The sequence below is a fragment of the Neolewinella lacunae genome (assembly GCF_014349155.1).
In the GTDB taxonomy this organism is placed as follows: domain Bacteria; phylum Bacteroidota; class Bacteroidia; order Chitinophagales; family Saprospiraceae; genus Neolewinella; species Neolewinella lacunae.
Genome location: NZ_JACSIT010000084.1, coordinates 23344 through 46484 on the forward strand (window position 1 = coordinate 23344; position 23141 = coordinate 46484).

Genomic DNA, 23141 nt, shown 5'->3' on the forward strand with positions numbered 1-23141 from the left:
TTTACGTCGCAGCAATGCACTCATGCACCCCCTCGACCTGAAACGTCTCAACCATCGCCCCACAGCGGCTCCACCATTTAGGCAGCCGGTGCCGTACCTTGCCCCTTAAATCACCACACCGCAGCAACTCCCGAAAATGAAAATCTTCTGCATCGGCCGCAACTACGCCGCCCACGCCGCCGAACTCGGCAACGACCGCCCCACGGAGCCCATGGTTTTCATGAAGCCACCGACGGCCATTTTGCCCAACAACAAGCCTTTTTACTACCCGGACTACAGCCAGAACATCCACTTCGAAACCGAGCTGGTGGTGAAAATTGCGAAGAACGGTCGGCACGTGCAGCCCGAGTTTGCCCTCGACTACGTAGGCGCGATCGGCCTGGGGCTGGACCTGACGGCCCGGGACTTACAGGACAAGCTCAAGGCCAACGGCCACCCCTGGGAAATTGCCAAGGGCTTCGACAATTCTGCCCCGCTGGGCACAGACTTTTTCCCGCCCCAGGATTTTGACGACCTGAACGACATCACCTTCCGGCTGGAAAAGAACGGTCAGCAGGTCCAGCACGGGCAGAGCCACCTGATGCTCTTTCCGCTGACGGAGTTGATTTGCTACATCAGCCAGTTCTTCCGCCTGCAAAAGGGCGACCTGGTATTTACGGGTACGCCTGCGGGTGTAGGCCCCATCCAGCGCGGCGATGAGTTGGTGGGCTTTTTGCAGACGAAACTGGGGGAACAGGAGATGTTTCGGACTAGGGTTAGGTGAGAATTGAACATTTACAATTCAACATTCAGAATTTAACATTTAGCTGCCGCTGTTACATGTTTAGCATTTAACAGTTGGCTGCCGATGTCACATATTTACCACTGGATCCGGAGGTCACATGGAGCAGAAAGAGGTGCTGGACATCTAAAATCGTACATCTGACATCGTACATCGTAAATCTGACATCACCCATCTCCCCCGCGTTTGCCGAGTTCGATGACTTGTACCTGGCTGATTTGTCCGCCTTCAATATCGAAGCGCAGGAGGGTGCGGACCTGGTGAAAGCCGTGGTGACCGCAGGCTCCGGGGTTCATGTGGAGGAGTTTCCGGGCTTTATCGGGCATCACCTTGAGGATGTGGCTGTGGCCGCAGATGTAGAGCCGGGGTTGGTGGGCGTCGATGAGTTGGCGAACGCGGGCGGTGTAGCGGCCGGGATAGCCGCCGATGTGGGTCATGAAAACGGGCAGGCCTTCGACGGTGAAGAACTGGTTGAGGGGTAGCCGGGCGCGCACGGCCGCATCGTCGATGTTGCCGTAGACGCCGCGCAGGGGTTTGAAGGCCTCGAGGGCGTTGAGGAGGCTCGCGTCACCCACGTCGCCGCCGTGCCAGATTTCGTCGCAGTCCTTAAAGTAATCGAATACCCTGGGGTCTAGGTAGGAGTGGGTATCGGAGAGGAGGCCAATTTTCATAGTGGGGATGGGAGGGCGGAAAAATGTACAATTTACAATTAAAGATGTACCATTGGAAATTGTACATCTGACGAGAATTCTGCAGTGGCCCGGTGGTGGTCAATCCTCTTGGCGCCGGTCCGCTGCGACGTAAAACGTCTTGACCTCACCTCACACTGCGACGTAAAAACGTCTTGACCTCACGTCTTGACCTCGCGGGCAATAGAAAACCCGGCAACGGGCTGCGTTGCCGGGTTGAGCGCTTGGATCGGGGAGTGGGCTCCCGTGCCGGTACTGTGCTTACATGGACAGTTGCAGGTCCGGGCCGGTCGCGTAGTTGCGGATGGCCTGGAGCAGGCGCCGACGGGCGTTGAACCGGACGCGGGGTACGGTTGCCTGGGCCTGGGTGAGCTCCGCCAGCTCTCCGCGGAGGACCGGGTCAGCGGCCAGGGCCGCCTCCGTTGCCTCCGTCTGGGCCGGGGTGCTTTCGCCGTACAAATAGGCGATCATGTCAATATTGGTAAAAGTTTGCTTCATCTCAATGCTTTAAGCTTTACAAAATCGGTGATCCTTTAAGTTGATGGGACTATGCTGTAAAACGTGGTATCCTGCTTGATCCTGGGGTGAAGTTTAACCATCCGGCTGGGTGTTACAACGCAAGATAGGAAAAAAGGTGCGCATTTCAGTGGTCGCGGCTCCATTTTTGGGTCCGGTAGAGGCCCGTCCAGTGTTTTCCACGGATGTAGAGCACGTCAGGGTCGCTATCGAACCAGGCGGAGAGGCGGTATTCGGCTCCTTTCTGGGGGTCCAGGATGGTGCCGCCGCTCCAGCCCGTCCCATCCCTGGCGAGGTTTTTGATGATGACCAGGCCTTTGATGGGGCTGCCTTGCTGCTTACCGGGGCACTTATCGCAAACGGCGTCCCGTTGCGCAGTAAGGATCTCGGCGATGCGGCCGAAGTACTTATCGCCCTGGGCGTAGATTTCCACGACCGACTTCACTTCTCCCGTTTGGTCATCAAGCGTACGCCAGCGTCCCACCGGGCTGGCGGTGGAACTTTGGGCAGACAAACCCAGGGAAACGGCAGTGAGTAGGAGGAGGAGTAGGTAGCGTCGGGCCATGTAGCTCTTTTGTTCGGGGGTATAAACGCCTTATGCTGAGGCTTTGGTGTGTACGGTGCCAAGGATTTACCCTGCCTTGGGAGGCGGAGACGCTACTTCGTTTGCCTTATTCTGTCTCCGAGCGCCGGTTCTCGCAAAGGAACGGAACGTGGCCTGGCCGGGAGCGACTTAGTGTAAAAATTACACATTGCGTCGGAATTTTATACTGAAATGAAAGAGTGTTCGGATTTTTATTTTGAATTTTGTTGAAAAACAGAATTTTGATGCTCGCGCTTCTTTGGTAACAATAACTTAATGTAGCGGTAAGCCGGAGTTTACGGGCTCTGGGGACTTTTGCGGCACAAATCAATCAGTATATGCATACCAAGCTTACACTATTTCTAATGGCCATGCTCTGGGCCACGTTATCTTCCGCTCAGCCGGTGATAACCATCACCGACGCCAGCCTGGTGGGCGGCCAAACCTATAACTGGACCAACGACAATGTCTACCTCCTGGATGGCCTGGTTTACCTGGAGAGTGGTGGGGTGCTTAATATTGAGGCTGGAACGGTTATTAAAAGCCTTCCCTCAACGGAGGTTACCACAGGTGACAATACAACAGCCCTGATCATTACCCGTGGCGCGCAGATCTTCGCCGAAGGTACTGCGGCTAATCCTATCATTTTTACCGCCAGCGACGATGACGTCAACGATCCCAATGACTTCGGTGCAAATGACCGCGGCGAGTGGGGTGGTTTGATCATCCTCGGTAACGCTACGATCGCCAACAGCGATCCTACCGATAATGTCGAAGGAATTGCCGCTACCGAAACCCGCGCCGTTTATGGCGGTACCAACGACAATGACAACAGTGGCGTGCTGCGCTATGTGTCTATCCGTCACGGCGGTGCACAGCTTTCTGCTGATAACGAGATCAATGGTTTGACCCTTGGTGGCGTTGGTTCTGGTACCGACATTGACTTCATTGAGGTATTTGCTAACCTGGATGACGGAATTGAATGGTTTGGTGGAACTGTCGATGTAAAGCACGCCACCGTTTCCTTCTGCGGTGATGACGCTTTCGACTACGACCAGGGCTGGCGTGGTCGTGGTCAGTTCTGGATGGCCCTTCAGGCGCCAAACACCAACACCGGCCGTTCCGGTGAGCACGATGGCGCTACCCCGGATAACGTGGCTCCTTTCAGCGCACCAACTATTTACAACGCCACTTACATCGGAATCGGTCAGAACGGCGTTGCTACGGGTGGTGACGCCAACCGGGAAGGCCGCCAGCAAAGCGTTGTCTTCCGCGATAACGCCGCCGGTATTTACCGCAACTCCATCTTTACGGGCTTCAACCAGCGCGCAATTGCTATTGAGGACATTGCTGGTGATGACATTGACAGCTACGCCCGTTTACTGGCTGGTGACCTCGTCTTGGAGAACAACCTTTTTGAAAACTTTGGAGCTGGTAATACGGCAGCTGCTCTTTTCAACGCCATTACGCCCGGTGAAGCCATCATCAGTGGCCCTTCTAACGACATGGTAGTTTCCATGCTGGGGGGCGCTAACGAAATCGGTGCTTCCGGCATTGCCAACATAGGTCGTATTCCCGGTGGTAACCTGGATCCACGGATCGATGCCAACGGTAATGCACTGAGGGGAGCGGTAGGCATTGACGAAGACCTCAACGCTGATGGTTTCTTCAACCTCGTTACCTACCGCGGAGCCTTCGGCAACCGGGTAAACTGGCTGGAAGGCTGGACGGCGCTTGATGCTTATGGCTACCTCGGTGATGAGGTTGAGCCCATTGATAACTTCGATTGTATTGTTGTTCGCGACGAGGACCTCGTTGGCGGCCAGAACTACACCTGGACCAGCAACAACTGCTACACCCTCGACGGACTCGTATTCCTGGAGGCTGATGCTACCCTGACCATCGAAGCCGGTACCATCATCCGTGGTCTCGACGCGGACCGCGTGTCTACCGGTGACAATACCTCCGCGCTCATCATTACCCGTGACGCACAGATCTTCGCCAACGGTAATGCCGAAAACCCCATCATTTTCACGGCTGCCGACGACGACACCGAAGATCCCGATGACTTTACCTCCCGCGACCGCGGTGAGTGGGGTGGCCTGATCATTCTGGGTAACGCTACCATTGCTAACAGCGATCCTACTGACAACGTTGAAGGTATTGCGGCGACTGAAGCCCGTGCCGTTTACGGTGGTACCGACGACGCAGATAATAGCGGTGTTCTCCGCTACGTGTCTATCCGGCACGGTGGTGCACAACTTTCTGCGGATAACGAAATCAACGGCCTGACCCTCGGTGCCGTTGGTTCCGGTACGACGATCGAGTACATTGACGTATTTGCTAACCTGGACGACGGAATTGAATGGTTCGGTGGTACGGTAGACGTACGCTTCGCTACCGTTGCCTTCTGTGGCGACGATGCTATGGACTACGACCAGGGATGGCGTGGCCGTGGCCAGTTCTGGTTCGTAATGCAGGAGCCCAACACCAGCACGGGCCGCTCCGGCGAGCACGATGGTGCTACGCCCGACAACGCAATGCCTTTTAGTGCTCCGACCATCTACAATGCTACCTACATTGGTATTGGAGAAGGTAACACCGCGACCGGTGGCGATGCCAACCGCGAAGGACGCCAGCAAAGCGTTGTCTTCCGGGACAATGCCGGTGGCCAGTACCGCAACTCTTTGTTCACCGACTTCAACCAGCGCGCCATTGCCATTGAGGATATCGCCGGTAACGACATCGATAGCTACGCCCGCCTGTTGGCCGGTGATCTGGTAGTTGCTGATAACATCTTCGAAAACTTCGGCGCTGGCGACACCCCAGCCGACCTCTTCAATGCCATCACGCCCGGTGAAACCATCATCAACGGCCCATCCAACGACATGGTCATCTCCATGCTCGGTGGTGCCAACGAGATTGGTGCTTCCGGTATCGCGAGCATCAGCCGTGAGCCAAACATGATGCTGGACCCACGGATCAACGCCGGTGGTGCTGCCCTTGGTGGTGGAACGCCTAACCTCGATGACGATTACTTCCAGCTGGTTTCCTACCGTGGAGCCTTCAATAACTCCAACAACTGGTTACAGGGCTGGACCGCACTGTCTGACATGGGCTACCTGGGAGACCAGGTGGAAGAGATTGACAACTTCGACTGTATTGTCATCCGGGACGAAGACCTCGTTGGTGGACAGACCTACAACTGGGGCAGCGGAAACTGCTACACCCTGGACGGCCTGGTGTTCCTGGAAGCCGACGGTACGCTGAACATCGAAGCCGGCACGGTCATCCGTGGTTTGGATGCTGACCGGGTTACTACCGGTGACAACACCTCCGCACTGATCATCACCCGTGGTGCAACCATTAACGCTACGGGTACCGCCACGGCACCGATCATCTTTACGGCTGCCGACGACGACACCGAAGATCCCAATGACTTCACCTCCAACGACCGTGGAGAATGGGGTGGTTTGATCATCCTGGGTAATGCTACTATTGCTAATAGTGACCCTACCGACAACGTTGAAGGTATTGCAGCTACCGAAACCCGCGCTATTTACGGTGGTACGGACGACGAAGACAACAGCGGTATTCTTCGCTACGTTTCCATCCGTCACGGTGGTGCACAACTCTCCGCTGATAACGAAATTAATGGCCTTACCCTCGGTGGTGTAGGTTCCGGCACGACGATCGACTACGTGGAAGTTTTCGCTAACCTCGACGACGGGATTGAGTGGTTCGGTGGTACCGTTACGGTAGATCACGCTGCGGTTTCTTTCTGCGGTGACGATGCTTACGACTACGACCAGGGATGGCGTGGTGGCGGCCAGTTCTGGTACAGCCTCCAAGGCCCCGGTACTTCCACCGGCCGTGCTGGCGAGCACGACGGTGCTACTCCTGATAACGCAATGCCCTTCTCTCAGCCGCTGATCTGTAACGCTACCTACGTAGGCATCGGGGCTGACCAAATGGCAACGGGCGGTGACGCCAACCGGGAAGGCCGCCAGCAGGCCGTGATCTTCCGGGATAACACCGGTGGTTCTTACAACAACAGCATCTTCTCCGACTTCAACGGCAGCGCCATTGCGGTAGAGGATATTGACGGTACCGATATCGATTCTTACAACAACTACCTTAATGGTGACCTCAGCCTGAACAACAACATTTTCTGGAACTTCGGTTTCGGCGAAACAGCTGCTGACCTCTTTACGGTAGTCAACCCCGGTGAAGCAGTACAAGCTGCCCAATCTGCCGCCTTTGCTGCGGCCATGACGGCTGCTGGTAACCGCATCGTTGATCCTAAATTCATCGACTCCGACCGCGACATGGCTGGTGGAGACATTGACCCACGTCCGAACCAGTTTGCTGACGCCAGCTTCGGTGCGATCGAAGTTGAAGGGTGTGCGGTAGTCGACTACTACGGTGCCTTTGAGCCAGGTAATGGTGATACAAACCCAGTGTGGATTAACGGCTGGACTGCCCTGACGACAAGTGAAATTGTAGTTGAGTCAACCACCTCTACCGGTACGGCTGAGGAGGACGGCTTCTTGCTGGACGCTCCGGTTCCTAACCCTGCTGCTGAGTTCACAATGGTCAACTTTACACTGCCCCGCGCTACGCAGTTGACCCTGACCATCGTTGACATCACTGGCCGCCCGGTTGCCCGTACGGCGCGTCAGTACAGTGCTGGTGCCCAGAGTGAGCGCATCAACGTACAGAACCTGCCCAACGGCACCTACATCATCCTCCTGGATGCCGAGGGTAGCCGCCTGGTGCAGAAAATGGTGGTAAACAAGTAAGGCGCTGCCGCAACTACTTACCAAGCTTTTGATGTCAGCCCAATCCGTACCCACGGATTGGGCTGATGTCATTATCGCCCTCTTCTCTCCTCTTCAACTAAGCTTAGTGTAATCTTCACACTAACGGTAGCGGGAGGGCTTAACGAAAAATTTACATTGCTGACTTGTTTTCCCCCTTTGCACCTGCGGCCGCGCACTGATAATCAGTGAGTTATGGATACGTAAACTTAACGTACACATAACCCGAAGTCCCGAAATATGGTAATTAAACAACCGACCTTTGCGGCTTCTAGTGCAAACGGTTACAATTCAAATACATATGCTGAAGCGAATTCTTACGATCGTTGTTCTGCTCTGTGCAGCCGGAACAATTTTTTCTCAGAAGGGGGCCATCTCAGGGACCGTGTACGACGAGAAGGGCGAACCTCTTCCCGCCGCCAACATACTGCTTGAGGGGACTACCATCGGAGCAACTACGGATTACATTGAAGGAAAATACCAGTTCCAGGCTGACCCAGGGGTATACACCATCGTGGCCTCGTTTCTTGGTTATGCTGATGTGAAAATCACCGGTGTGGAAATCAAAGCTAACGAAACCAAGTTACTGGATATCGTCTTTGACCCAGAAGCAGCGGGTGGGGTGGACCTGGCCGAAATTGTGGTGACCGCCGAAGCCATGGAGCGTGGTGAAGTTGCGGTCATGAAACTGCGCCAGAACGACGTGAATGCCAAAGACATCATCAGTTCACAGGAGATGAGTTCATTGGGTGCAAGTACGGTTTCCCAAGCGCTGGCAAAAGTGACGGGGACAACGGTAGTAGGCGGCAAATACGTCTACGTGCGGGGATTGGGGGATCGTTACTCTGCCACTACCATCAACGGTCTGCGCCTGCCCAGCATCGATCCTTACCGTAACAGCGCGCAACTTGACCTGATTCCCACCGACATTCTGGACAACATCTCCGCCTCCAAAACCTTTACCCCCAACCTTCCCGGCGATTTTACCGGCGGTAGCGTTGACGTAAAAATTAAGGCCTTGCCGGAGCGCTTCACCTGGGGAGTTTCCGTTGGTACCTCGGTAAACACACAGTCAAACTTCCAGAACGACTTTCTGACCTACGAAGGCAACGCTGAAAATACCTTTGGTTACGCCTCCAGCAACCTGGACCTTCCCGTTGATCTGGATGATCAGCGTTATTCCGACCTGGGAACGTTCTCCCGGGGAGCCGTTCGCAGGGCCCGTACGGACGATGAACTGGCCGCCTCCCTCGAAGAAGTGACCGACGCTTTCGGCTCTGGCTTCGGCATCGAAGAAGCCCGCTCTCCAATGAACTACAGTGTGAGCGCCAACATCGGCAATCAGTTTAAGCTTGGTTCCATGCCGCTGGGTGTATTCGCTACGATCTCTGCCAGCAAAGATTACTTTGCTTACAACGGTGGCATCACCGGGCAGTACCTGACCCCTGGCCTGGGAGCTACGGCCCTTCAGGAAGTATTTGACCTGCGCCGGGACCTCAGCGAGGAAAGCGCCGACCTGGGAGGTATGGTGGGCCTGAACCTGCGGTTAAGCCCTTCCAGTAACATCTCTTTTTATACCCTCTACAGCCACCAGGGCACCGCTTCCGTTAAAATATCCCAGGGCAGTTACGAAGCTAAAGGAGCCAGCGGTGAGGCAGACAACAACTTTGTCGGCCGAGAATCCGCTTTCCTGGAACGCGAGCTGACTGACTACGTACTGCAAGGGGAACATACCCTGCGCAAGCTCGGGAATATTAAGGTCGATTGGACGGCCAACTACGTTACCAGTTCGCAGCAAGAGCCGGATTTCCGCTACATCGAGTACATCGAACAGGCAACATCCATCCTTAATGACCCTTCGCAGTTCCGCCAGCCCAGCCGCTTTTTCCGTGACTTGGCCGATGAGAGCTACGAGGGTAAGCTGGACTTTACCGTGCCTTTCCTGGCGGAAGCGTCCAGAGCAAATACCATTAAATTCGGTGGACAGTACCGTACGAAGGAGCGTGACTTCAACGAACGGCAAGTCGAATACTTCCAGCGTGCGGGCAATGGACAAACGTTCAGCGAGCTGGGCGGTGACTTCGAGCAGTACTTCGGTGACGACAACTCCGGAATCATTGGTGGTGAGCCCGGAAGCAACGAGATCGGCATTTCTATCATTAATACTACCTCCCAGGGGAACAGCTACGTTGGTACCGACGAAGTAGCGGCGGGTTACCTGATGGCTACCTACGAAATTGGTACGCGGCTTAAACTGACCGGTGGTGTACGGGCAGAAAATACCCGGATTGATATCGCCAGCGACATTGCCGACATCGTAGATCCTAGTAACCGGCCGCTGCAGGTTGCCAACATTGACACGACCAACATCATGCCGGCGTTCAACTTCGTTTACAAGACCATGCCAAACCACAATCTACGGGGATCATTCTCCCAGACGGTAGCGCGGCCAAACATGCGGGAACTGGCACCCTTTGCGTCCTTCAACGGTGTAGACCCCGACGTTGTGGGTAACGTCAACCTTCAGTTGTCCAACATCGATAACTACGACCTGCGGTATGAGATCTTCCCCGAGAATGCTCCCGGTGAGGTCATCAGCCTCAGTGCTTTCTATAAGCGATTTACCAACCCAATCGTGGTGACCTTCCTGCCCGGCGGCGGAGGAAACCAGCAGTTTACCTGGACGAATACTGAAGGAGCTAACCTGTACGGTATCGAGTTTGAGATCCGTAAATCACTGGCGTTCATCAGCCCTAGTCTGAGCAACTTCACCCTCAGCAACAACCTGGCGGTCATTCAGTCAAATCAGGATATTGCCGACCGCGAGTGTGAGCAGGGGATTTCCCTCAATGAGAATTACGTTTGTGAGCGCCCTTTCAACGGGCAGTCTGACTTCGTATTCAACGCCAACCTGGCTTACCGCACGCCCGGCGAAAATAGCTGGGACGCTATTTTGGCCTACAACTTCTTCAGCGACCGCCTCCAGTCCATTGGCCGGCCCGGTACTCCCGATATCTTTGAGCAGGGCCGTAGCCAACTCGACTTATCTATATCTAAGAACTTCAATAACCTCAAGGTGAGCCTCCGGGCGCAGAACCTGATTGACCCCGATTTCCGCAGCTATTCTACGTTCCTCGGGCAGGAGTACGATTTCACCCGCTACCAGCGTGGTCGCACCTTCAGCCTTAGCCTGAGCTACGGCATTTAAGATGCACTAGATTACTTTAGCGTAATCGTTGGCGCCCCCTGCCTTTGGGTGGGGGGCGTTTTTTTTTGACTAAGCGCCTGTCTTAATGACACCGCTATTGAAGGCGGCTCGCGCAATCCCCTCCACCGCCCGCGCCACCAGGCGCCCCGTAATCCCGTCCCGGTCAAAGCGGGGGTTGTACTCGGCCAGGTCACAACTGATGACTTTGCCCGTGCCCAAAACAGCCGCCAAAACGGGAAAAAAGAAGCTGGCCTCCAGTCCTACGGGACTCGGCGCACTCACGCCCGGAGCCATGGCGGCGGAAAAGCCATCGATATCGATGCTCAGGTAGAGGTGGTCGTAGGCGGCGGCAAAGTGTTGGACGAGGGTGATGGCCGCCTGCACGTCTTGGGCATTAGCTCCACAGGCCTCCAGCGGCAGAAAGCGGGCTCCCAGGCGCTCGGCCGTCTGGAAGAGGGAAGGCGGATTGGCCGCCCGCTGGATGCCGATGGCCAGGTAGCCGTGTTGCCCGGCCCCGTCCACCAGAATCTGGTGAAAAGGCGTGCCCGAAGTGGGGCCGTCGGCAAACGAGCGCAGGTCGAAGTGGGCGTCGAAATTGATCACCCCCAGGCGGGTGCCGGGGCGTCCGGCCAGCGCCGAACGGATGCCGAGGTAGTGCGCCCAGGCAATGTCGTGCCCACCCCCGATGCCGATGGGGAAAATCCCCGCCGCCAGCAGCCGGACGATGGCCCGACCAAAACTCTCCTGCGTGCTTTCCAGATCGCCGGCCAGGCAGGTGATGTCTCCCGCGTCGGCAATGCGGAGGGGGCCGAGGTGGTTGGCCAGACTTCCCATGCTCCTGCGGGCTTCGCTGGCACCTGCGGCCGCGCCCAATCGGCCCTGGTTGCGGCGCACCCCTTCCTCGCATGCGTAGCCCAAGAGGGCCAGGTCCGGCGGATCAGCGCTGATCGCTTGCCGCAGATCCAGCAGCTCCATTTTTTGGTACCAGTATTCGGGGCCGAGGGTAGGGTCGGTCTGGCGGCCAGTCCAGGCCGCAGCGCTGGGGGGGAGGTAGTTGGTCATGGTCAGCAAAGGTACCACCGGCCACTGAGGAGCACGCGCTCCACCGAAGATTCGCCGAAAGCGTACGGGAGGGCGGCCAGCGACGGGACCGGACGGGTGAGGAGTAAATTGGCGCGCTTGCCTACGGTGATGGAGCCCAGCTCGGCCTCGAGGCCCATGGCGTAGGCACCGTTCAAGGTGGCCGCGTTAATGGCTTCGTTGGGCAGGAGTTTCATTTGGGTGCAGGCCAGGGAAACGACGAAGTTCATGTTGCCCGACGGTGAGGAGCCTGGATTGTAGTCCGTCGCCAGGGCCAGCGGCAGCCCGGCGTCGATGATCCGCCGCGCAGGGGTGTAGGGGATGCCCAAGAAAAAGGAACAACCCGGCAGCGCCACCGGCATGGTCGTGCTGCCCCGCAAAGCGGCTAGGTCTTCCGCTTCCAGCACTTCCAGGTGGTCGACCGAGCGGGCCCCGTACGCTACTCCGGCGGCTACTCCCCCCAGGGCGGTGAATTGGTTGACGTGGATTTTCCCCGCCAGCCCAAAGCGCTGTCCCGCCGCCAGTACCCGCTCGGTATCGGCCACGTCGAAGTAGTTTTTTTCGCAGAAGATGTCGACGTAGTCGGCCAAGCCCTCCGCCGCAATTTGGGGCAGCAGTTCTTCGGTCAGCATCCGCAGGTAAGCCGTTTTGTCCTGGGCGTAGGCGGCCGGTAGTGCGTGGGCCCCGAGGAAAGTGGCGCGGATGGCCACCGGGTACTCGGCAGCCAGGCGGCGGATGACGCGGAGCATCTTGAGTTCGCCGGCCACCGTCAGGCCGTAGCCCGATTTGATCTCCAGCGCCCCCGTCCCCTGGGCCAACACCCGTGCCAGCCGGACGCGGCTCTGGGCGTAGAGTTCGTCTTCGGAAGTGGCGTTGAGCAGTTGGGCGGAGTGGAGGATGCCCCCCCCGCGGGCGGCGATCTCGGCGTAGCTCAGGCCCCGGAGGCGGTCCAGCCACTCGCTGGCACGGTCGCCCGCATACACCAGGTGGCTGTGGCTGTCGCACCAGGCGGGCAGCACGAGCCGGCCCCGGCAGTCGGTCACCTCCCCGGCGTAGTCCTGCGGGCATTCGCTCATCGGCCCGAAGGCAGCAATGCGGTCACCCTCCGTCAGCAGGTAGGCATCGTCGAGGGCGGGCAGTTCGGCCATGGCGGCGCCGGCAACCCAGGCCTGGCCGGCCGGGCGAATCTGGAGGAGCTGTTGGATGTTTTTGAGGAGCATGAGTTGTTAATGCGTGAATGAGCGAATGGGTGAATGCGTGAATAAATGAATACTGGTTGTGGGTCTGGAACGTGCGGCAGCGAACCACGAAGTAGCAGCGGAGCTAATCAAATATCAAATATCAAGAATCGTCTATCGTCTATCCATTTCTGGTCATTCCAGCAGCGCATCATCCACCAGATTGGGAAGGGTGACGCGGAGGCCTGGGGTGCGGTCCATTTCCCGGCGGATGGCGAAGTTGGCCTCGGGGTTGCGGGCCCAGGCGCGGCGGGCGATGCCGTTGTTGACGTCATAGAAGAGCATGCTTTTCAGGCGTCGTTCGGCCTCCGGGCTGCCGTCGAGGAGGAGGCCGAAGCCGCCGTTGATGACCTCGCCCCAGCCCACGCCGCCGCCGTTGTGGATGGAGACCCAGCTGGCCCCGCGGAAGGCGTCGCCGATGACGTTGTGGATGGCCATATCGGCGGTGAATTTACTGCCGTCGTAGATGTTAGACGTCTCGCGATAGGGGCTGTCGGTGCCGCTCACGTCGTGGTGGTCGCGGCCCAGCACGACGGGCCCGAGGCGGCCTGCGGCGATGGCTTGGTTGAAGGCCAGGGCGATGGCGGTGCGGCCCTCGGCGTCGGCGTAGAGGATGCGGGCCTGGGAACCGACCACCAGGCGGTGGCTGGCCGCCTCCCGGATCCAGGTGATGTTGTCTTGCAACTGCTGTTCGATTTCGGGGGGCGCGGAACGCAGGATGCGGTGGAGGGTTTCCAGAGCAAGGGAATCCGTCAGGGCCAGGTCCTCCGCCTTGCCCGAAGTACACACCCAGCGGAAAGGCCCAAAGCCGTAGTCGAAGCAGAGCGGACCGAGGATGTCCTGCACGTAAGAAGCATAGCGGAAGTTGATGCCGTCTTCTGCCATCACGTCCGCCCCGGCGCGGGAGGCTTCCAGCAGGAAAGCGTTGCCGTAGTCGAAGAAATAAGTACCCCGGGCGGTGTGGCGATTGACCGCTGCGGCGTGGCGGCGGAGGGTCTGCCGGACGAGGTCCTGAAACACCGTCGGTTCCTCCCGCAGCAGGCGATTGGCTTCGTCGAAGGACACGCCGGCCGGGTAGTAGCCGCCCGACCAGGGGTTGTGCAGCGAGGTCTGGTCGGAGCCGAGGTGGACGGTGATCCCCAGGTCGGCGAAGCGTTCCCAGACCTCGACGACGTTGCCGAGGTAGGCGATGGACATTGTTTTTTGTCCTTGCATCGCATCCTGCGTCAGCGCCACTAAAGCATCCATATCTTCCACCAGCACGTCCACCCAGCCCTGTTCGTGGCGCTTGCGGGCGGCGGCGGGGTTGACCTCCGCGCAAATGGTGATGCAACCGGCGATGTTGCCCGCCTTGGGCTGGGCACCGCTCATGCCGCCCAGCCCGGCGGTGAGGAAAATTTTTCCAGCCGGACTTTCTCCCGCCGGCAAGACCATCCGAAAGGCGTTCATTACGGTGATGGTGGTGCCGTGGACGATGCCCTGGGGGCCAATGTACATGTACGAACCAGCCGTCATTTGTCCGTACTGCGTGACGCCGAGGGCGTTGAATTTCTCGTAGTCGTCGGGCTGCGAGTAGTTCGGGATCATCATGCCGTTGGTGACCACCACGCGGGGGGATTCCGGCGCGGAAGGGAAAAGCCCCAGCGGATGGCCGGAGTAAAGGTGCAGCGTTTGCTCGTCGGTCATCGTAGCCAGGTACTGCATAGTGAGCAGATACTGGGCCCAGTTTTGGAACACCGCGCCGTTACCGCCGTAGGTGATCAGCTCCGCCGGGTGCTGGGCCACGGCGGGGTCGAGGTTGTTCTGGATCATGAGCATGATCGCGCGGGCGGCCAGGGATTGCCCCGGGTACTCCTCCAGCGGCCGGGCGAACATCGGGTAGGCGGGCCGAAAGCGGTACATGTAGATGCGGCCGTATTCGCGGAGTTCGGCGGCGAATTCCGGGGCCAGTTCCGCGTGCCAGGCGGGCGGGAAATAGCGCAGGGCGTTGCGCAGAGCCAGCTGCTTTTCGTCCGGGCTGAGGATGTCTTTGCGCCGGGGCGCGCGGCTGACGCCGCTGGGCGGGGCCTGGGGCGGGGGTAGGGTGGCGGGGATGCCGGAGAGGAGTTGTTCTTGAAAGGTCATGACGTGGGGACGGTTGGTGAGGTGGAGACGTTCTACGTCGACCGGTGGCCGACTCTGGACCTTCGGTCTGGAGCACATCTCTCCTTCGGTTTTTTAGCCCATGGAGTTGCATGGAGTTGGGCCTAGAGTTGCATGGAGTTTTAAACGGATCCGGACCTCTGGTCCGGTTTGCTTGGTGTGCCGGACCGGAGGTCCGGAACCAGGTCCGGAACCGGTTAGTGGAGGCGGAATTTACGCTGCGCCACCAGGCGGAGCAGCGCCGCGATATCATTTTTCAGCATCCGGTCTTCTTCCAGCGTGGGGACGTACGCCCTTACGAGGGCGTGGTTGTATTCCAGGATTTCGGAAAAGCGGAGGGGCCGCCGGAAGTCCATCGCCTGGGCGGCGTAGAGCATTTCGATGGCCAGGATTTTTTCGAGGTTGCCCAGGATCTGGTTGAAGCGGCGGCCGGAGATGCTGCCCATCGAGACGTGGTCTTCCTGCCCCAGCGAAGTCGGGATGCTATCGGCCGAAGCGGGGAAACAGAGCGATTTATTCTCCGTCACCAGCGCAGCGGTGGTGTACTGGGGAATCATGAGGCCGGAGTTGAGTCCGCCGGCGGTAGTGAGCAGGCGCGGCAGGCCGTAGCGCCCTTCGAGGAGGAGGTAGCAGCGGCGATCGGCGATGTTGCCCAGTTCGGCGGCGGCGACGCAGCAGTAGTCGAGGGCCATCGCCAGGGGCTGCCCGTGGAAGTTGCCGCCCGAGATGGCCGTCTCCTCGTCCAGGATGATGGGATTATCGGTCACGGCGTTCAGCTCGACGTCCACCAATTCCTCCAGGTGCGCAAAGGCGTTGCGCGAAGCGCCGTGGACCTGCGGCATGCAGCGCAGAGAGTAGGGGTCTTGCACCCGGCTACAGGCGGCGTGGGAGGCCATGTTTTCCGATCCCTCCAGAAAATGCCGGATGCGTTCGGCCACCCGGATGCTGCCTGCAAAGGGACGCAGGGCGTGTAAGTCCTCCCGGAACGGTGCCGCCGAGCCCTGGAAACCCTCCAGGCTCATTGCTCCGGTGAGGTCGGCCAGATCCAGCAGATAAGCCATTTTATCCAGGCCAAGGACGGCGTGGGCGAGGATGAACTGCGTGCCGTTGATCAGGGCCAGCCCTTCCTTGGCCGCCAACTGGAGCGGAGCGAGGTGGTGCGCAGACAATACGGAGCTGGCCGGTACGACCCGACCATTTTGCCACATTTCCCCTTCGCCCAGCAGGGGCAGAAAAAGGTGGGCCAAAGGGGCCAGATCCCCCGACGCCCCGACGGAGCCCTGCTCGGGCACCACCGGCAGGAGGTCGTGTTCAATGAAGTACAGCAACCGCTCGATGATGATGGGCCGGACGCCGGAATAGCCCTGGGCGAGGGCCTGGACCTTACAGATGAGCATCACCTTGGAAAGCAGCGGTGCGATGGGCTCCCCAACCCCCACGGCGTGGCTCAGCAGGAGGTTTTCCTGGAGTTTGCTCGTTTGCTCGGGCGTGATCTGGGTATCGCACAGCGGCCCGAAACCCGTATTGATGCCGTAGACGGCCTTATCGCCCGCGGCCATGCGTTCTACGCTGCTGCGGGATGCCCTTACCCGTTCCCAGGCTTCAGGGGAGAGTTCGCCTTTAAGCCGCCCGGAAGCCAGGGCGAGGCATTTTTCGCGGGTCAGGTGGTGGGAGCCGTAGTGGAACATGGGCGGAAAGGAATGGTCAATGCACAAAGTTCCGTTTTAAATCCATGTACATTAAGACTACTTTTGGGCTTGATTGATGCCCAAAAGTTATTGATGGAGCTGCGTTACTTCCAATATTTTCAGGTGGTGGCTGAAGAGTTGCACTTCCGGCGGGCGGCGGAGCGCTTGTTCATTTCGCAGCCGGGCTTGAGTCGGCAGATTCTCCAGTTGGAAGAAGAACTGGGGGTGCGCCTGTTTGATCGCCACAGCCGGCGGGTGGAGTTGACGCCAGCGGGGCGTTACCTCCACGAGCGGACAACGCTTTGGCTGCGGGACCTGGACCAAACCATCGCCAATACCCGCCTGACGGGACAAGGCCTGCGGGGGCACCTGCGGATCGGCTACATTGGCTCGGCGATGCAGCAAACCATCCCTGCACTGTTGCTGGCGGTGAAGGAGACTTACCCCGATGTGCACGTCTCCCTCCGCGAGCTGGAAAACCCCGCCCAGGTGTTGGCCCTCCAAAACCGGGAGTTGGACCTGGGCTTCGTCCGGATGGAAAGGGTACCCGCGCCGCTGGTAGCCCGGCCGGTGCTGGAAGACACTTTTTCGCTGGTTTTGCCGGAGGGATATCCGCTGACGGCCGAGGAATTTACGGGGCTGGCGGCACTGCGCCACGAACCCTTCATCCTCTTCGAACCCGCCTACAGTGAGAGTTACTACGAGAACGTCATGCAGCTTTTTGACGACGCCGGTTTCACGCCCACGCTTTCCCACAGCACGGTCAACGCCAGCTCCATTTACCGCCTGGTGGCCAACGGTTTTGGGCTGGCGATTGTCCCCACCATCCTGCGCGAAGGCTACGCCATGCCCGTAAAGTTCATTGAGCTGACCCAGGTGCCCCAGCGCACGACCCTGCGCGTGGTCTGGGATGGGGAGAATGAAGATGCTTTGTTGGGGAATGTTTTGGGGTTGTTATAACCAGTGGGCCAACCAGTAAGTATCGTTACATTAAGTCGACATCAGCGCCGCGCTGGCCAGATTTGGGTGTAACAGGACTTGCAAGTTGGCCCACTGGTATGGTCTTGGTTGCTGATTAGTCAGGGAAAATCCCCCCTCCAAACGTCCTAAACGCATCCGTTTCGCCCCAAGCAAGTTCTCCATGCGTTTTCTACCGTTCTTCAGCTGGGTTTTTCTGGCCCTTTCCCCGTGGTCGCCCAGCACCGTGGTGGCCCAAACCCCATCCTTCACCACCACTCAGGTAGGCACCAACAACCTCGTCGCCCGGGCCTCCGATCTCCACTACGGCCCCGATGACCACCTCTGGGTAGCGGAGCGCGCGGCGGGCCGGGTCGTGCGTATTGACCCCGCAACGGCGGCCCGCACCGTCCTGCTCACCCTTCCCGACATCTACTCCGATGCCTCGCAGGATGGACTGCTGAGCCTGGCCCTCCACGATAGTTTTACCCTGGGGAAGCCCTTCGTGTACCTCTCCTACACTTACCAGGAAAACAACGAGCGGCGGCAACGCCTGGCCCGCTACACCTACCAGGCCCCGGGCAGCCTGACCGACCCTGTCACCCTCCTCGAAGACCTCCCGGCCAGCAACGACCACAACTCCGGACGACTGGTCTTCGGCCCCGACGCAAAAATCTACTGCACCATCGGCGACCAGGGCAACAACCAAAACCGCAATTTCTGCGCCCCCATTCGCTCCCAGGATTTGCCCACCCAGGAAGAAATTGACCAGGAGAATTGGATCAATTACCCCGGCAAAATCCTCCGGATGAATCAAGATGGCTCCATCCCAGCCGATAATCCGCTGCTCAACGGCGTACGCAGCCACGTATTTACCTACGGCCACCGCAATGCGCAGGGACTCGCCTTCGGCAGCAACGGCCTCCTTTACTCCGATGAGCACGGGCCCAATACCGACGATGAGGTGAACATCATCAACGGCGGAAAAAATTACGGCTGGCCCCGGGTAGTGGGCTTTCGGGACGACCAGGCCTACGACTACTGCAATTGGTCTTCCGCCGCCGATTGCGCCAGCCTCACCTACGTCAACAACGGCTGCCCCGCCGGCGTCCCTCTCCAGGAAGAAAGTACCCTGACGGACACCAATTACCAGGATCCCATCTTCGTGATGTTTGCCGTTCCGGACGACTACGATTACGACAACCCCGCCTGCCAGAATGCCTACACTTGCCGGCCTAACGTCGCGCCCTCCAGCCTGCTCGTTTACGAAAGCGACGCCATACCGGATTGGTCCAACAGCCTCCTCATCACCAGCCTGAAGCGGGGCAAGGTCTACCGCCTCCAGCTCGATGCCAGTGGCACGGCCATCGTGGGTGATACTACTGAATACTTCTACACCGGCAACCGTTACCGCGATCTTGTTGTAGCTCCCGATGGCAAAACCTTCTACGCCATCACCGACCAATCCGGCAACATCACCGATCAATCGGGCCTCAACCTCATCAGCGGCGTACGCAACCCCGGTGCTATCCTGAAGTTCAGCCTTACCCCTCCCGTCAGCGTTGCCGGCCGGAAGGTCATCCATGACTTGCGCATCTGGCCCAACCCTGCCCAGCGGGAATGCTTCGTCGAACTGAGAAGCTCCGGCGAGACGAATGTCCCGGCCGAACTAATCAACAGCAAAGGCCAGCGTATTCCCATAGCCACCGCTTTTCAATCGGGGGTCAACCGGGTCAGCCTCCAGCACCTGCCCTCGGGCGTTTATACCCTCCGCCTTCTTACCCGCCAGGGCTTCCATTACGAGCGGGTGGTGGTGCGTGGGGGATGAGGGCTAGGGGGCAGCTATTTTTTAGAGCTTGTCTAAAATTTTGTGGGCTGTAATCAATGACATAAGGTTTTAGCTAGACAAAAAATTGTGCGCATAGTGAACTACGTAAGCAGCAATGCTCAGTTTAGCTATTTCAAGTTTACTACATTGCTAAAATCATGGGGAATCACTCCTCTATTGGTTGAAAAAGCCATCCTGGCGAAATAAAATTTGGACTTTTACCAAAATTTAGTTCGAAAGGTCATCCCTCTCCCTTGGAGAGGGACCGAGGGAGAGGGGATTAAATGCTAAACTGAGCATTGCTGCTACGTAAGCCATTTTTTGTGACGCCAGGTTCATAGCACGAAGTACTGCGTAGCAAACTGCTTGGTTATCAGGAAGTAAAATTTAGACAAGCTCTTTGTGCCTTTTAAGGATCAAAACTCAAACAAAGTCCCCACACTTCCCGGCGGCGTAGCGCCGATGTGGTGGTAACCTTTTTCGGTGGCCTGGCGGCCGCGGGGCGTCCGTTGCAGGTAACCTTCCATGATCAGAAAGGGCTCGTGGACTTCCTCGATGGTGCCGGCGTCTTCCCCCACGGCCGTGGCGATGGTGGTCAGGCCCACCGGCCCACCTTTGAATTTGTTGATGATGGCGTCCAGGATCTTGTTGTCCATTTCGTCCAGCCCGCCTTCGTCTACGTTGAGGGCGGAGAGGCCGTAGTCGGCAATCCGTTTATCGATGATGCCGTCGCCTTTGATCTGGGCAAAATCCCGGATGCGGCGGAGCAGGGCATTGGCAATGCGCGGGGTGCCCCGGCTGCGGCGGGCAATCTCGTTGGCGCCGTCTTCGGTGATGGGCACTTGCAAAATCGTGCAGCTGCGCTTGATGATTTTTACCAACGTCGCTACGTCGTAGTAATCCAGCAAACAATTGATGCCAAAACGGGCGCGCATCGGGGCGGTCAGCAGGCCCATCCGCGTGGTGGCGCCCACCAGCGTGAAGGGGTTGAGGCTGATCTGTACCGACCGCGCGTTGGGCCCGCTGTCAATCATGATGTCGATCCGGTAGTCTTCCATGGCCGAGTAGAGGTACTCTTCCACGACGTTGTTGAGGCGGTGGATTTCGTCGATGAACAGCACGTCGCCCTCGTTGAGGTTGGTGAGCAGGCCGGCCAGGTCACCCGCTTTTTCGAGCACCGGGCCGCTGGACATCTTCAGTTCCGCCCCCAGTTCGTTGGCAATGATGTGGCTCAGCGTCGTTTTGCCCAGTCCCGGCGGGCCGTGCAGCAAAACGTGGTCGAGGCTATCGCCCCGTTGCACCGCCGCCTGGATGAAGACCTTAAGGTTTTCCACAATCTTGGGCTGCCCGCTGAAGTCAGCGAGAGAATCTGGCCGCAGGGCCCGCTCCATGGTACTGTCTTCGGGCTGCAAACGTTCAGCCGAAGGATCGAGATGCTCATTCATACCGCCGCAAGATACGTATTGCGAGGAAATTTTCCAGGAAAAAACAAATTGTTGGAGCAGCGCAGTTTCTTTGTTTTTGCGCGGCCCCGAGATCCGCTTCGCTCGTCGGGACCACGCAAGTTGCGAGGCATCTTGCGCGGTCGCAGGTGCCATGGAAGCTGGTAAAGCAAGGGAGGGCGTGGGGGCTTCGGCTTGGCCCGCCGAGTCCAGTGGCGCAATCCAGCGCAGGCAGCTCCGCCAAATGTTGTACTTTTGTACAATGCTTGCAACCCACCATCTAACCTGACTTGTTAGTGTTTTCTTTAAACTGAAGCAAAATGCACGCTGAAGAAAAAATCCTAACCCATTGCACCTACCAAGATATTAATTGGGATCTATTCAGGGATTTTTATGCAGATGCTTACGGTCAAGCCAGTGAGCCCGACCAGGAGAGAAAGTTTGAGAACCTTCGATTGGGGAAGGAAGGCAAACCCAATCTGGCGGGTGCCTTACTCTTCACCAATAACCCCCAGAAGGCCATCACTGGATTTTTCATCACGGCCATTTGGTTTTGGGAGAACGAGATAGAAGCAAATGACTACCGGGCCGCCGAATATATTCGCGGCACCCTAGCCCAGCAATTCAAGCAAGCACTGGATTTCTCGAAAAGGACCCTCCACCGGATACAAAGTGGTGATTCCTTCAATAGCCCAAGCATTTTGGAGGTCCCCGAAATCGTAATCACCGAATTGCTGATCAATGCACTCATCCACCGGGACTACTTTATTGAGGATACCATCAAGTTATTTATTTTTGAAAATAGGATTGAAATTATCAGTCCGGGTAAGTTGCCCAACAACCTCACCATTGAGCAAATCAGAATGGGCATCCGGAAAAAGCGGAACGACATCCTCGATTCGCTGGCCCCCGGATTGCTGAATTACAAGGGAGCGGGTAGCGGCATTCTCCGCGCGTTAAATGCCTATCCTGATATAGACTTCGTTAACGACGCGGAGGCCGAACAATTTAAGGCGATTATTTACCGGCCCAAATTGGAAAAGCCTTCTAGAAACCGATAGCGTAAGTAAATTCTAGTATTTAGAAAGCTCCTCTTTCATGTCCTTCATCAACTCATCGAATGTTTTGTTGCTCATGCTGATTGCAGCTTCATCCATTTGATCCTTCGTCCAGTACTTTCCATCCAACACAGACAGTGGAATTTGGTCAACCAAGGAAACTTTTTCGGCTTCCAAGGTCTTTTCACCCTCCGTTATTACTAATGGAAATCCCTTCAATTTGGGGTACTTCAAAGTAATACTGCTGATGTAGCAGTCTAATTCTCCCGCTACCAATACCGTGATTTCTTTCGGCCCGTGCTTTATCACGAATCGTGAACATTTGTATCCCAAGAGGTATTGAGGAGGATTTGATGATGCGACTACTTCATATTCAGCATCGGCAACCATCGTTTTTTTAATGTCCTCCGTTGCGGAAGATTTGGGTAGAAATGACTTCTCTCCTCTGTAGGACATCACGTCGAACTGCTTGTCTTGTGCTAAGTCCAGCACTTTACCTCTGGATATTTTTGACGTTGTGGTCACATCGTACAAAAAAATAGCGGAAGAATAAACCTCATTAGCATAATGGTTTCCGGATGCTGCTACCTCCTTGTATTCAACGTGAAGCATGTGTTGACTTTTAAGCATTGGGCTAATCATGGCTAAGAACAGCAAGGATAAAAAGTAGTGATTCATCCTTGTGTTCGGAACCATACTACTCTACATTTTTGACGATGGGGTGATTTCGTCCATCATCTAGACATAAATACCGTTCGATAAAGAGCTCAATCTTAGCACACCACGGGGTCAGCAAACTTAGCCCTCGGCGAAATACTGACTCTGCGGGGAAGGTAGTACTCTCGTCATATTTAATGATACGGATGGTCGAGCGTGCCGCCCATCCGACTCGAATCGTCATGGCGTAACTTAGCCCTACGATAGCCATTAGTAAGTTGCTTTTCCCAAGGGGTTTGAAATTGATCGCTTCTAGGTCAAAACCATTGGATTTGAGATGGCGGAATAAGCACTCAATACGCCAACGCTTTATGTATTGGTCAACAGTCTTCTTGACCGGTCGGAGGCGCGTCAGAAAAATGATCACCTCATCACCAGCGGTCCCTTTAGGATT

At 57.2% G+C, this 23141-nt stretch carries 15 protein-coding genes and 1 pseudogene; 6 read left to right on the forward strand and 10 right to left on the reverse strand.

Annotation, left to right across the window (positions count from 1 at the left end):
- Positions 1 to 136 precede the first annotated feature (136 nt).
- Complete coding sequence (locus H9S92_RS07365; protein WP_187466070.1) at positions 137 to 763, forward strand: fumarylacetoacetate hydrolase family protein; 627 nt, start codon at positions 137 to 139, stop codon at positions 761 to 763.
- Between the two features lie 185 nt (positions 764 to 948).
- Here the strand turns inward: H9S92_RS07365 and H9S92_RS07370 are convergent, their stop codons facing one another.
- The 3 genes from H9S92_RS07370 to H9S92_RS07380 all read right to left on the reverse strand — a co-directional run bounded on the left by H9S92_RS07370 (position 949) and on the right by H9S92_RS07380 (position 2551).
- Complete coding sequence (locus H9S92_RS07370) at positions 949 to 1452, reverse strand: metallophosphoesterase family protein (RefSeq protein WP_187466071.1); 504 nt, start codon at positions 1450 to 1452, stop codon at positions 949 to 951.
- A gap of 279 nt (positions 1453 to 1731) precedes the next feature.
- Positions 1732 to 1968: a hypothetical protein gene (locus H9S92_RS07375; RefSeq protein WP_187466072.1), complete on the reverse strand. Its 237-nt coding sequence runs from the start codon at positions 1966 to 1968 to the stop codon at positions 1732 to 1734.
- A gap of 145 nt (positions 1969 to 2113) precedes the next feature.
- Positions 2114 to 2551 (reverse strand): DUF2147 domain-containing protein, encoded by a 438-nt coding sequence (locus tag H9S92_RS07380; protein ID WP_187466073.1) that lies wholly within the window; start codon positions 2549 to 2551, stop codon positions 2114 to 2116.
- A gap of 356 nt (positions 2552 to 2907) precedes the next feature.
- Here H9S92_RS07380 and H9S92_RS07385 point away from each other — a divergent pair, with 356 nt between their 5' ends.
- Both H9S92_RS07385 and H9S92_RS07390 read left to right on the forward strand, forming a co-directional pair.
- Positions 2908 to 7371, forward strand: a complete 4464-nt coding sequence (locus tag H9S92_RS07385) for a T9SS type A sorting domain-containing protein (RefSeq protein WP_246463713.1) — start codon at positions 2908 to 2910, stop codon at positions 7369 to 7371.
- Positions 7372 to 7690: 319 nt separating this feature from the next.
- Positions 7691 to 10597, forward strand: coding sequence for a TonB-dependent receptor (locus H9S92_RS07390; protein ID WP_187466074.1), 2907 nt, complete (start codon positions 7691 to 7693; stop codon positions 10595 to 10597).
- A gap of 69 nt (positions 10598 to 10666) precedes the next feature.
- On the opposite strand, the gene hutG is transcribed toward H9S92_RS07390, so the two are convergent.
- The 4 genes from hutG to hutH form a co-directional block, all read right to left on the reverse strand.
- A complete protein-coding gene (hutG, locus tag H9S92_RS07395; RefSeq protein WP_187466075.1) occupies positions 10667 to 11659 on the reverse strand; it encodes a formimidoylglutamase in 993 nt (330 codons plus the stop codon).
- A 2-nt stretch (positions 11660 to 11661) separates the two neighbouring features.
- Entirely contained in the window at positions 11662 to 12897 is a 1236-nt protein-coding gene (gene hutI / locus H9S92_RS07400; protein WP_187466076.1) for an imidazolonepropionase, read from the reverse strand.
- A 153-nt stretch (positions 12898 to 13050) separates the two neighbouring features.
- Positions 13051 to 15039 (reverse strand): urocanate hydratase, encoded by a 1989-nt coding sequence (locus tag H9S92_RS07405; protein WP_187466077.1) that lies wholly within the window; start codon positions 15037 to 15039, stop codon positions 13051 to 13053.
- A 215-nt stretch (positions 15040 to 15254) separates the two neighbouring features.
- Complete coding sequence (hutH, locus tag H9S92_RS07410) at positions 15255 to 16745, reverse strand: histidine ammonia-lyase (RefSeq protein ID WP_187466078.1); 1491 nt, start codon at positions 16743 to 16745, stop codon at positions 15255 to 15257.
- A gap of 93 nt (positions 16746 to 16838) precedes the next feature.
- Between hutH and H9S92_RS07415 the strand changes: the two genes are divergently transcribed.
- Together H9S92_RS07415 and H9S92_RS07420 are read left to right on the forward strand one after the other, a co-directional pair.
- Complete coding sequence (locus H9S92_RS07415) at positions 16839 to 17705, forward strand: LysR family transcriptional regulator (RefSeq protein WP_187466084.1); 867 nt, start codon at positions 16839 to 16841, stop codon at positions 17703 to 17705.
- A gap of 181 nt (positions 17706 to 17886) precedes the next feature.
- A complete protein-coding gene (locus H9S92_RS07420; protein WP_187466079.1) occupies positions 17887 to 19530 on the forward strand; it encodes a glucose/sorbosone family PQQ-dependent dehydrogenase in 1644 nt (547 codons plus the stop codon).
- Positions 19531 to 19946: 416 nt separating this feature from the next.
- Here H9S92_RS07420 and ruvB read toward each other — a convergent pair whose 3' ends face one another.
- Positions 19947 to 20975, reverse strand: a complete 1029-nt coding sequence (ruvB, locus tag H9S92_RS07425; RefSeq protein WP_187466080.1) for a Holliday junction branch migration DNA helicase RuvB — start codon at positions 20973 to 20975, stop codon at positions 19947 to 19949.
- A 317-nt stretch (positions 20976 to 21292) separates the two neighbouring features.
- Here ruvB and H9S92_RS07430 point away from each other — a divergent pair, with 317 nt between their 5' ends.
- Complete coding sequence (locus tag H9S92_RS07430; RefSeq protein ID WP_187466081.1) at positions 21293 to 22033, forward strand: ATP-binding protein; 741 nt, start codon at positions 21293 to 21295, stop codon at positions 22031 to 22033.
- A 12-nt stretch (positions 22034 to 22045) separates the two neighbouring features.
- On the opposite strand, the gene H9S92_RS07435 is transcribed toward H9S92_RS07430, so the two are convergent.
- Positions 22046 to 22642 (reverse strand): hypothetical protein, encoded by a 597-nt coding sequence (locus tag H9S92_RS07435; RefSeq protein ID WP_187466082.1) that lies wholly within the window; start codon positions 22640 to 22642, stop codon positions 22046 to 22048.
- An 85-nt stretch (positions 22643 to 22727) separates the two neighbouring features.
- A pseudogene (locus H9S92_RS21990) lies at positions 22728 to 23141 on the reverse strand (hypothetical protein); the annotation flags it as partial.